This window comes from Mycetocola manganoxydans, from assembly GCF_003667545.1.
GTDB lineage: Bacteria > Actinomycetota > Actinomycetes > Actinomycetales > Microbacteriaceae > Mycetocola_A > Mycetocola_A manganoxydans.
The window spans coordinates 143,054-154,613 of the sequence record NZ_RCUV01000002.1 but is presented as its reverse complement, the minus strand read 5'-3'; the positions used below and the strand labels follow the sequence as shown (position 1 = coordinate 154,613).

General features: G+C 67.3%; 9 protein-coding genes, 1 tRNA gene and 1 other RNA gene. 7 read left to right on the top strand and 4 right to left on the bottom strand.

The genetic code is table 11. From position 1 onward, the window contains the following. Nucleotides 1–41 precede the first annotated feature (41 nt). From D9V29_RS02010 to D9V29_RS01990, 5 genes are all read left to right on the top strand, one after another. Nucleotides 42–857 (top strand): hypothetical protein, encoded by an 816-nt coding sequence (locus tag D9V29_RS02010; RefSeq protein ID WP_121671645.1) that lies wholly within the window; start codon nt 42–44, stop codon nt 855–857. A gap of 10 nt (nt 858–867) precedes the next feature. Continuing rightward, on the top strand, nt 868–1,977 hold the full coding sequence (gene menC, locus D9V29_RS02005) for an o-succinylbenzoate synthase (protein ID WP_121671644.1): 1,110 nt from the start codon (nt 868–870) through the stop codon (nt 1,975–1,977). A gap of 217 nt (nt 1,978–2,194) precedes the next feature. Beyond that, nucleotides 2,195–4,069 (top strand): glycoside hydrolase family 127 protein, encoded by a 1,875-nt coding sequence (locus tag D9V29_RS02000; protein WP_121671643.1) that lies wholly within the window; start codon nt 2,195–2,197, stop codon nt 4,067–4,069. An 87-nt stretch (nt 4,070–4,156) separates the two neighbouring features. Then, complete coding sequence (locus D9V29_RS01995) at nt 4,157–5,419, top strand: D-arabinono-1,4-lactone oxidase (protein WP_121671642.1); 1,263 nt, start codon at nt 4,157–4,159, stop codon at nt 5,417–5,419. Nucleotides 5,420–6,461: 1,042 nt separating this feature from the next. Further along, entirely contained in the window at nt 6,462–8,354 is a 1,893-nt protein-coding gene (locus D9V29_RS01990; RefSeq protein WP_229790414.1) for a helicase HerA-like domain-containing protein, read from the top strand. A gap of 125 nt (nt 8,355–8,479) precedes the next feature. Here D9V29_RS01990 and D9V29_RS01985 read toward each other — a convergent pair whose 3' ends face one another. Beyond that, entirely contained in the window at nt 8,480–9,091 is a 612-nt protein-coding gene (locus D9V29_RS01985) for an aminoglycoside phosphotransferase family protein (protein WP_220699913.1), read from the bottom strand. Next, entirely contained in the window at nt 9,075–9,287 is a 213-nt protein-coding gene (locus tag D9V29_RS15195) for an aminoglycoside phosphotransferase family protein (RefSeq protein ID WP_220699912.1), read from the bottom strand. The genes D9V29_RS01985 and D9V29_RS15195 overlap by 17 nt, the downstream gene beginning before the upstream one ends. 112 nt (nt 9,288–9,399) lie before the next feature. Between D9V29_RS15195 and D9V29_RS01980 the strand changes: the two genes are divergently transcribed. Continuing rightward, complete coding sequence (locus D9V29_RS01980) at nt 9,400–9,984, top strand: GNAT family N-acetyltransferase (RefSeq protein ID WP_121671641.1); 585 nt, start codon at nt 9,400–9,402, stop codon at nt 9,982–9,984. On the opposite strand, the gene D9V29_RS01975 is transcribed toward D9V29_RS01980, so the two are convergent. Together D9V29_RS01975 and D9V29_RS01970 are read right to left on the bottom strand one after the other, a co-directional pair. Beyond that, nucleotides 9,981–10,526, bottom strand: coding sequence for a hypothetical protein (locus D9V29_RS01975; RefSeq protein WP_121671640.1), 546 nt, complete (start codon nt 10,524–10,526; stop codon nt 9,981–9,983). The genes D9V29_RS01980 and D9V29_RS01975 overlap by 4 nt on opposite strands. A 441-nt stretch (nt 10,527–10,967) precedes the next feature. Continuing rightward, nucleotides 10,968–11,055, bottom strand: a tRNA-Ser gene (locus D9V29_RS01970). Nucleotides 11,056–11,174: 119 nt separating this feature from the next. On the opposite strand from D9V29_RS01970, the gene ffs reads away from it, so the two are divergent. Beyond that, nucleotides 11,175–11,271: signal recognition particle sRNA small type (ffs, locus tag D9V29_RS01965), an RNA gene on the top strand. Nucleotides 11,272–11,560: the final 289 nt, after the last annotated feature.

The window sequence follows — 11,560 nt, the reverse complement described above, 5'->3', positions numbered from 1 at the left end:
TTGGCCGACGCGCTCAGCGGGAGCGTGGGAGGATTCCTCTCGTGACTTCTCCTGATCTCCCGGACCTGCCGCATCCGATCGCCGACGATACCGACGCCACGACGTGGGCGTCCGGATACCAGCCCGGCGACACCGTCGACTGGCGGGCGATGGAGATCGCGGCGGTCAGTTCCTACCCGAGAATTCGCGCGGAACTCGATCGGAGTGGGCGGTACAACGGGGGCCGCCGTCACCAGACGACCAACAGACTCGTTCTGGTTCCGACCATCATCTGGGCGGTGGCGCTCGTGGGCGCCCCGGTCCTGGCGTACGCGATCCTCTTTTCGGAGAGGCTGGTGCAGCTGAGCGCGGACCTCGACTGGACCTACCGACTGCCGGTCGCCGCCTTCTTTTTCGGGCTCGCCTTCGTTTTTCTCGCGGTCCTGCTCGTCCGCTGGATGATTCGCGGCCGTCACTCCAGCGGTTTTCTGCTCGGCTACGGCGGCGTGGTTCTCGCGCTCGGCGGGCTGAGTTCGGTCGGAGTCCTGGCGAGTGAAGAGGAACGGCGCATGGTTCCCTTGGGGGACCTGTGGCTCGCGGTGGTGCTGGCGACGACGGCGCTCGGGCTGGTCTCGCTGGTCGTCGTCGCGCTGGGCCGGTCCCGCGCGGCCGAGGCGAAAGCATCCGAGTTTGTCGAGCCGGCCACTCGGGAGTTCAACAAACTTCCCGAGAACGAGCGGCGCTCGATCCGCGCGGATCTGGAGCGTGCGCTCGACGACCTCGCGGCCAGGAACGTCATCGATGATGGCGCTGCCGAGCGCGCGCGGCAGGCAGAACCGGGGCTCCTCGCACTGGAGATGTCGCAGTACCGCGGCTAGGGTTTCGCCCATGAAGGTCGAGTCGATCACCCTCCACCGCGTCGGGATGCCCCTCGTGCGGCCGTTCGAAACGAGCTTCGGTCGCGAGACCGCACGCGACGTTCTGCTCGTGCACCTCGTAAGTGATACGGGGGAGGGGTGGGGCGAGTGCGTCGCCGGGTCGTCACCGAGTTACAGCTCCGAGTACGTCGACGGCTGCGTCCAGGTGATCGAACACCATCTCGCGCCGCTGCTGTTTCGTGCGGCGGACGTCAGCGCCGGCTCGCTCGCCGCACTGTTCACTCCGGTCGTCGGACACCGCATGGCGAAAGCGGCGCTCGAGGCGGCCGTCCTCGACGCCGAGCTGAGAGCATCCGGAACGAGCTTCGCCCGGTATCTCGGGGCCGTCCGCACCGAGGTCGACTGCGGTGTCTCGGTCGGCATCAGCACCTCGATCGATGACCTGCTCGATGAGGTCCAGGGGTATGTGGATGCCGGGTACCGGCGCATCAAACTCAAGATCAAACCCGGCTGGGATCTCGAACCCGTTCGCCGGGTGCGCGAGCGAATCGGGCCGGACGCCGCGCTGCAGGTCGACGCGAACACCGCGTATTCGCGGAGAGACATCCCGCACCTCGGTGAACTCGACCCGGCGAACCTGCTCCTGATCGAGCAACCGTTCGACGAGGAGGACATCGCGTCCCACGTCGCCCTCGCCGCCGCCATCGAGACGCCCGTCTGCCTCGACGAGTCGATCGTGTCGGTCGGGGTCGCGATCGACGCGATCGAGCGTGGTGCGACCTCGATCGTCAACATCAAGCCCGGACGGGTCGGCGGGTACCTGCCCGCGGTCGCGATCCATGACGCGTGCGTGGAGCGCGGCATCCCCGTTTGGTGTGGCGGGATGCTCGAGACAGGTATCGGCAGAGCGATGAACGTTGCGCTCGCCGCACTGCCCGGGTTCACGCTGCCGGGAGACACGAGCGCGTCGGATCGCTACTACGCCGAGGACCTCACCGAACCGTTCGTGCTCGTCGACGGGCGGTTGCGGGTCCCTGACGGCCCGGGTTCCGGGGTCACGGTGCGCACGGACCTCGTGCGAGCTTGGGCGCTCGCCGCGCCGGTGCTTGTGCGGTCGTAAAGGGCTCCGGTCCCGTTGCTGTCGGAGGTGGCTCCGGCGAGGCGGATGCTCCGCCAATTCACGCGTTGCGGACCAATGCACGCGGTACGCCGGGTGAATCCGTCCTCAGTGGGTGAAAACGCGGCGCGTGGACCCGCCCGCCGGTCCCACCGGTTGACAGCGGCCGACCCGACCGCCCAGACTGGCACCTATACAACGTTGTAAACGAAGGAGCACCATGCCGATCGCCGGCCCTGTCGCACCACGCACGTCCGAACGCACGACACTCGACCCGTTGCCGTTCGATGCCGTCGCCTTCACCGGGAACGGGATGCTCGCTGCCTGGCAGGAGACGAACGCGCAGGCGACGCTGGCGCACTGTGTTGCCCAGCTGGAAGCATCCGGAACCCTCGACAACCTGCGGATCGCCGCGGGGCAGAAGCAAGGTGAGTTCGTCGGGTTCCAGTTCGCGGACTCGGACGTGTTCAAGGTGCTCGAAGCGATCGGCTGGGAGGCCGGGCGCGGCGACGTCGATGCGCTCACGGGATTCGTCGACGACACCGTCGCACTGCTGCAGGCGGCGCAGGAGGAGGACGGCTACCTCGACTCGCACTTCCAGGTCGCGCGGCCGGGGGAGAAACTGACCGACCTCCGCTGGGGCCACGAACTCTATTGCCTCGGCCACCTGCTGCAGGCGGGCGTCGCGTGGGTGCGCACGACCGGTCGACGCGACATCCTCGAGATCGGACTCCGGTTCGCGACCCTCGTCGACGAGCGCCTCGGCGCTGGGGGGACGGATGCCGTCGACGGTCACCCCGAGGTCGAGACCGCGCTCGTCGAGGTGTACCGGTTGACGGGGGAAAAGCGCTGGCTCGACCTCGCCCAGCGCATGATCGACCTGCGTGGGAACCAGCTCGTCGGGCCAGACCGGTTCGGCTACGGCTACTTCCAGGACCACGCCCCCGTGCGTGAGGTGGACGGCGCGACCGGGCACTCGGTACGCCAGCTGTACCTCGCTGCGGGCGTTGCCGACGCCTACGTCGAGAACGGTGACGACGCCCTGCTCGAAGCGCTCGAACGGATCTGGGCCGACATCCACTCGAGCAAGATGTACGTCACCGGCGGGCTCGGGTCGCGCCACCGCGACGAGGCGTTCGGCGACCCGTTCGAGCTGCCACCGGACCGCGCCTATGCCGAAACCTGCGCGGCGATCTCGAGTGTGATGTTCAACTGGCGGATGCTCCTCATCACCGGGGAGGGACGCTTCGCCGACGAGATGGAACGCGCCCTGTACAACGCTGTCGCCACTTCGACGACCCCGGATGGCTGCAACTTCTTCTACTCCAACCCGCTGCAGGTGCGCACCCATCGTGACGGCGAGCACGAGCAGGCTCCCGCCAGACGGGTGCCCTGGTACGACTGTGCCTGCTGCCCACCGAACCTCGCCCGACTGGTCGCGTCGCTGCACTCCTACGCCGCCACGATCCGCGACGGCGCACTCCAACTGCACCTGTACGAGTCCGGTCGCATCACCCTCCCGGATGCCACGGCCACCATCACGACGGACTACCCGTTCGACGGCGCGATCCGCATCGATTTCGACGCGCCCTTCGCGCACGAGGTCGCCCTGCGCGTGCCCGCATGGGCCTCGTCGTTCGCGCTCACCGTGGATGGAACCGCCGCCGATCTGCCGGTGACCGATGGGTACCTGCGCGTGCCGGGCGGGAGCATCCGCTCGATCGACCTCACGCTCGACATGCCCGCCGTCGTGCGCGAACCGCACCCGCACATCGACGCCGTGCGCGGGTGCGTCGTCGTCACGCGCGGACCGATCGTCTACGCGCTCGAGCAGCCCGACCTGCCGGACGGCGTCGTTATCGAGGACGTACGAATCGACGCGGATGCCGGTGTCACCGTCGACGGCACCGGATCCGGTTCGCCGAAGCTGCGGGTGCGGCTGGCGCAACTCGAGCCCGTGCGGGCAGGGCTGTACCCGGTGCGAACCGGAGGCGCGACTACACTCGTGGACACAATGGATGTGGCACTGGTGCCGTACTACCGCTGGGGCAATCGAGGCCCGGGTGGGATGCGAGTCTGGCTGCCGACGACCTGAGTGCGGGGTGGTTCGCCGCCCGGCTGCCCTCGCCGCCCGTGCGAGATTTCCCTGAACTCCTCGCGCCCCGGCGCATGAAAGGCAATTGTGACATCGGTTCTCGGCACCAACTGGTCTGGCAACTACGCGTACGGCGCGACGCGCATCGAAGCTCCGGCGAGCGTCGACGCCGTGCGCGCGTTGCTATCGGGCGCGACGGCGGTGCGGGCACTCGGAACCCGCCACTCGTTCAACCCGATCGCCGACTCGGCCGACCTCGTGATCTCGACCGAGCTGCTGCGCTTCGCGCCCGTTCTCTCGACGGAGGATCGCACCGTGACGGTGGGTGCCGGCATCCGTTACGGTGACCTCGCCACCGACCTGCAGGCTGCAGGGTGGGCGCTGCCGAACCTCGCGTCGCTTCCGCACATCTCTGTCGGTGGGGCCATCGCGACGGGTACTCACGGATCAGGCAATGCGGTGCCCTCGCTCGCGGCGTCGGTTGCGGGGCTCGAGATCGTGCTCGCGTCTGGCGACGTGCTCGAGTTGCGGCGCGGCGACCCCGACTTCGACGGTGCCGTCGTCAGCCTCGGCGCGCTCGGGATCGTCACGCGCGTGACCCTCGACATCGTGCCGACGTTCGACATCGAGCAGTCCGTGTTCGAGGGACTCCCGTTCGCAGCCGTCGAGGAGAACCTCGACGCCATCACCGGTGCTGCCTACAGCGTGTCGATGTTCACCACGTGGCGGAATCCGGATGTTCTCGACCAGGTGTGGCTGAAGCGACGTGCGGGGGTGGATGTCGCTGCCCCTTCGGAGTTGTTCGGTGCGGTCGCGGCGCCGGCCGACCGGCATCCGCTTCCCGGTATCTCCGCCATCAATTGCACGCCGCAGATGGGTGTTGCGGGTGCATGGCTGGATCGGTTGCCGCACTTCCGGCTCGACTTCACGCCCTCGAACGGTGAAGAGCTGCAGTCCGAGTTCCTCGTTCCCCGAGCTCACGCCATCGACGCGTTGCGCGCGGTGCGGGCGCTCGCCGACCAAATCGCGCCGCTGCTGCAGGTTTGCGAGATCCGGACGTTTGCTGCGGACACGCTGTGGCTGAGTGGGGCATACGAGACGGATGCCGTCGGACTCCACTTCACCTGGCTCAAGGAGCAGGCCCAGGTCGAGGCGTTGCTGCCGACGCTCGAGGCTGCCCTTGCCCCGTTCAGCGCGCGGCCGCACTGGGGCAAGGTGTTCACGCCCGACCCGCAGTCGCTCGAGCGGGTCTACCCGCGGCTCGGCGACTTCCGTGCACTTGCAGCCCGGCTCGACCCGTCGCGTGTGTTCGTGAACGAGTTCCTGGAGCGGACGGCTCTGCCCCGCTGAAGCTCTGCTCGTGCGCGTGCGTGCGTGCTCGTGCGCGTGCGTGCGTTGTGCTTCGGGAGGAAAATCGCGGGGTCCGGGCCCTATGGGTGGATGAACCCCACGTTTTTCCTCCCGAAGTGTCCGGGGGCGCGGGTTGGGGTGTGTGCAACTTCGGAGTTTCGGGCCAATGAGGGCTCGACGTGCCCGATCTGGGGCCGTGTGTCGGGTTTTTCCGACGTTAGTCACGGCCACCACGCGAATCGAGCTCCCGCGCAAGCACCGGCCGCCCGCAACGGCAGGTGGATAGGCTCGACGCATGAGCGATGCTGCTGACCCGACCGATCCACTTGCCGCCGCGCGGGCCGAAGCGGCCGCGCTCGCGGCAGCTGCTGAGCAAGCGCAGGCCGCAGCGGCCGCCGCCCTGCAGCGACTCGAGGATGCCGCCGCAGCAGCCAAGGCCCATGCCGAAGCTCAAGCGCAGGCGACGGCCGAGAAAGCGACCGCCGACGGTGAGGCCGCGACCACCGCAGCCCGTTCAGCCGCGAACGCAGCGACAGCAGCGAAGAACCGGTCAACGGATGCCGCGGCGACCGCCGCCGCCGACGCGACCGCCACCGCGAAAGCCGCGGCAGACTCCACCGCTGTGGCCGCGCGGGAATCGGCGGAAGAAGCTGCAGCGGCGACGACCGCGGCAGCCATGCGGTCTTCCGACGCTGCCGCCGTGCAGCAGGCAGATGTTCCTGCGCCTGAAGTGCCTGCTGGTGCGGCCGACGCTGCTGCGGCCGCTACCGCGGCAGGCATGCGGTCCTTCGAAGATGCCGCCGTGCGGCAGACAGATGCTCCTGCTCATGAAGCTGCTGCTGTCTCGGCTCAAGCGGCTGCTGTTTCACCCGAGGTGACTGCCGCGACCCCGGCACCCGACGCTGCGGCGCCCCCGGCCCCCGACGCTGCGGCACACCCGGCACCTGATGCTGCGGCGCCCGCGACCCCGGCGCCCGAGGCTGCTGCGGCACACGATGCTGATGCAGGTGACGCGGCCGCACGGGCTGCAGCCGACGCGCTCTTGAGCGCCCGATCAGCCGCAGAATCGAGCGCCGTAGCCGCCGGCGAATCGGCCGAGCAGGCGGAGACCGCAAGCGCCTCGGCGGCGGCGGATTCCACGCAGACCGCGGCAGAAGTCGCCCATGCGGCAGAGGCCGCGTCGGTGCCGGAGGTGGTAGCGCCCGCAGCGCCAACCACGGCAGGAACGGCAGGAGCAGCGCCAGTGGCAGAGGCCGCCGCGTCGGTACCGGAGCCAGCAGCGACCGCCGTACCCGCAGCATCCGGCCCCCTCGACGCCACCGAAATCGAGACGATTCGAGTTGGTTACACCTTTGACGGACCCGCGCTCGAGATGGGCGCACTCGTCAACGGTGACCCGCAGTCCGATGTGCAGGTTCGCATCCCGCTCGCGATGACGAACCGGCACGGGCTCGTCGCCGGCGCGACCGGAACCGGCAAGACCCGCACCCTGCAGGTGCTCGCCGAGCAGTTGAGCACCCACGGTGTCTCGGTGTTCGCCGCCGACATCAAGGGCGACCTCTCCGGGATGGCGGTGCCAGGCGACGGCAACGAGAAGCTCCTGAAACGCACGCGGGGGATCGGGCAGGAGTGGACGCCAGAGGCGTTCCCGCTCGAGTACTTCTCGCTCGGAGGCATCGGCAAGGGGGTGCCGATCCGCGCCACGATCGCGGGTTTCGGGCCGATCCTCCTGAGCAAGGTCCTCGGGCTCAACGACACGCAGGAGTCCAGCCTGGGCCTCGTCTTCCACTACGCCGACCGGGCCGGGCTTCCGCTTCTCGATCTCACCGACCTGCGCGCGGTGCTCAGTTTCCTGATCAGCGACGAAGGTAAGGCCGAACTCAAGGAGCTCGGCGGTCTCTCCAGCGCAACAGTCGGTGTCATCCTCCGCGAGCTCATCACGTTCGCCGACCAGGGCGCTGATGTGTTTTTCGGTGAGCCCGAGATCGACACCGCCGAGTTCCTCCGCACCACGACAGACGGCCGCGGCATCATCAGCCTGCTCGAGGTCCCCGGCGTGCAGGACAAGCCCGCCCTCTACTCGACGTTCCTCATGTGGCTGCTCGCCGACCTGTTCAACGATCTCCCCGAGGTCGGCGACCTCGACAAACCCAAGCTCGTGTTCTTCTTCGACGAGGCCCATCTTCTGTTCAGGGATGCGTCGAAGGACTTCCTCGCGCAGATCATCCAGACGGTGCGGCTCATCCGCTCCAAGGGAGTCGGCATCTTCTTCGTCACGCAGACGCCGAAGGACGTTCCCGGCGACGTGCTCGCCCAGCTCGGCTCCCGCGTGCAGCACCAGTTGCGCGCATTCACTCCCGACGACGCAAAAGCTCTCCGTGCGACGGTGTCCACCTACCCCAACTCCGGCTACGACCTCGAAGACACCCTCACCATGCTCGGAACCGGCGAAGCGATCGTGACGGTGATGAACGAAAAGGGCGCCCCGGCACCCGTCGTCTGGACCCGTCTGCGCGCTCCCCGGGGACTGATGTCACCGTCTCCGGATGCCGCTATCGACGACGCGGTCGCGGCATCCGCTTTGCTGCCCAAATACGGCACGGCGGTCGATCGTGAGTCGGCGCGCGAGATCCTCGCGGCGAAGATGGAGGCGGCGAACCAGGCCGCTGCCGCCGAGGAACAGGCGCTCGAGCGGGCTAAGGCCGAAGCCGAATACGCCAGGCAGAAAGCGGCGATGGACAAGGCCCAGGCCGCCGCACAAAAGAAGGCGGATGCCGAATACGAGCGGCTGCTCCGCAAAACGCAGGGCACCGCGAGACGCACCAATACTCGCAAGCAGAAGACGGTGCTCGAAGAGGTGCTCGGCTCCCGGGCGACCAAAACGATCCTGACCGGGGTTGTCGAGGGAATCTTCGGCACTCGTCGGCGGCGTTAGCGGGGGAGGGCGGAGCCTCGCCGGGACGTCGCGCTGAGACAAGGACATAGTGCCGGGAAAAGGATGCTGTCGCTCACCTCATCCTTTTCCCGGCACTTTTTCCTACCCTCGGCCCACAACCGCCCTCACCCGATGGACAGCCGCGCCTCGGCGAGCGCGCCGATCCGCAGAATCCGCCGCTCGTCGTCGTCGCGGCCGTCGTCGGCGAACCAGCTCGCGCTCAGCGCTGTCCACGCGACGATCCACTCCAGAAGCTCCCGCTCGGGGATCCCAGCGAGCTGGGAGATGAGCTCAACCCGTCGGTCGAACCGGGATTCAGCGAGCACCGGGTCAGGATTGCAAAGGATGTTCGTGTAATCGAAAACCCGGTCGCCGATGAGGTACTTCGGGTCGATCGCGAGCCACCCGCGCGCGCCGAAATCGAGCACATTGCCGTGGTGCAGGTCGCCATGGAGCACCACCGTGTGGCCGCCGCGAGCGATCAGCCGCCGGGCGAGATCGGCACCGCGGGCGTATGGGCCGCCCCTCTCAGCACGCGCGAACAGCGCCCGAAACCAGACGTCGAGGGGAATCAGTCCGTGCGGCCGCTCAGAAAAGGCCCGGTCGGATGCCGCGTGCAGCGTCGCCGCGACACCGCAGAGGGTACGCGTGGCCCGGTCGTCATCCTCCGCCGAACCCGGCACGAGCGACGCGCCGCCCTGCTCGATGACCGCGGCGTGCTCATCGAGCTCGAGCACGCGAGCGGCGCCGTTGCCCGGCCAGCAGGCGGCATCCGTTCGCTTCCTCGTCGATCCGGGCGACCTTGAGCATCGCGGGCTCCCCGCCGCGGAGGACCGGCTGCAGGTGCGACGACGGCGTGGAGAACGCGCTGCCGGTGGGTGTCAACCGCCAGCGCAGCAGGTACTCTTCGAGCGTCGCGGGGTGCCAGGTCATGGCCCCAGCCTAGAAGGGGCACACAGGTCAACCTGAACCCAGCGGCCACAACCTCAGCGGTTCGAAACGGGCACTCCGTCAGAAATGCGACGACGTGCGTAAACTCGGCCGGATGATGCGCATTCGCCCGTACACGCCCGCCGACCGCCCTGCGATCGCTGACATCTGCGTACGAACCGGTGACAGCGGGCAGGATGCCACGGGGCTGCACTCATCTGACGGCCTCCTCCCTGACATCTACGCCCTGCCGTACGTGGACAGGGAGCCCGAGCTCGCGTTCGTCGTCGACAACGGTGAGCGGGCGGTGGGGTACATCATCGGAACCGCTGACACCCGCGCGTTCGCTGACTGGTTCAACACCGGCTGGTGGCCTCGAGCGGCAACGCGGTATGACGCCGACGGGCCAGACAAGGAGTTGCTCGCGTCCGTCGCGAACCCGAACCGGATGCTCATCCCCGCCGTCGATGAGTACCCGGCCCACCTGCACATCGACCTGTTGCCGGAGGCGCAGGGGCAGGGTTTCGGCCGCTCGCTGATCGAGACGCTTGCCGCGTCGCTTGCCGAGCGGGGCATCCGTGGTCTGCACCTCGTCGTCGGGACCGCCAATACGAACGCTCAGGCGTTCTACAAACGGGTGGGTTTCACCGAGCTGGCAGCGGATGCCGGTGGGGTGACGCTGGGCAGGAAGCTTCCCTAGGGCATCCGGCGCGGTCGACGCTCGAACCAGTAGAGCATCTCGGGTCGCGTCGCCTGCAGCTCATCGAGCGTGACCGGGTGATCGATGTGCTCGATCGGAGCCATGGTGAGGTGCGAAGCGATGCGGTTGATGCCGTTGCGTGACCAGTATTCGCCGCGCATCCGCACCAGCGGCTGGCCGGAGGCATCGAGCACAAACATCTGCAACCGGGACTGCGACGCCATGGTGCGATGCATCTCGAGCATCACGACGCGGTCGATGTCTTCGAAGGGGACCCGCGTGGTTCCCCAGAAGAACCGGTGTTCGACCAGATGGGTCGGCGTCACGGTGACGCGTACACGCAGATAACGGATGATCGAGTAGACCAGGAAGGCGATTACGAAGGCATGCGCCACGGCGACCCACACCCAGCTTCCGCTCGGGATGGTCAGCCAGTACAGCGCCAGCAACACCGGCACGCTCAGCGCAAGCACCGCCGCGATGCCCTGGGCAAGGAGCCCCTGGCGAACGCGAACGGACACCATCACTTTGTCTTCGGTCATACTCGTCACGTTGCGCCCCCGCCTCGGACTTCATTCTGGTGCATGAATAGGGTCGCGCATAGCCACCTATTGGGGGACCACCCGCATGGGTGAGAAACATCTCGGATGCCACGGGGCTCGCTCAATTGTCGCTAACGCCCGCTATTCGGCGCTCTTGCGCGCATTTGTGACAACTGAGGCCGGGCGGATGCCACGGGGTGCGTTCACTTGTCGCTAACGCACGCTATTCGGGGTTTTGCGGCGTGTTTGTGACAACTGAAGCGCGGGCGGATGTTCCCCGGGACGCAGAAACGCCCACCGTTTCGGGTGGGCGTTTCTCTGTTTCTGTGGCGGAGAATGGGGGATTCGAGCTCCGAATGGACGGTGCGCGGTAACCCAACACGCTTCTGTCCCGGGACGCAGAAACGCCCACCATTTCGGGTGGGCGTTTCTGTGTTTCTGTGGCGGAGAATGGGGGATTCGAACCCCCGAGGGCGTTAACCCAACACGCTTTCCAAGCGTGCGCCATAGGCCACTAGGCGAATTCTCCTGGCCGGAATCAACGTTCACACGTTTTCAACCTCAGCTATCCTATCGCGCTTGAGGAGAGCTCCCGACCGCACCCGATCACGCGCGCACGACACCTCCCCACGATGTCGTAGAATGGATGCTGGCTCCTCGCGTGGCGCCATCCAGGCCAACTCCCCCAGGACGGAAACGTAGCAAGGGTAACCGGGCTCTGGCGGGTGCGCGAGGAGTCTTTTTCCATTAACTCGTGCTGTACGGGTAACCGCCCTTCGACGCGGTCGCCAAGCGACCTGCTCAGGAACCGCCCTTCGACGTGGTCGCAAGCGACGCTCAGGAATCACCTCTGGTGCCGTCGCGATCAAACGCGAAGTAGACACCTCTCGAGCGGCCCACCGTCGCTCCGCAAGGACACCCCTCGTTCGAGGGTTTTCCGAAAGTTTGTGGCTCTTGACAACAAAAGACACTCCGACATAGGCTGCGAGCAACTCACGCGCTTTCGACGTTGTTGTCGAAAGTTTCGGGAATCC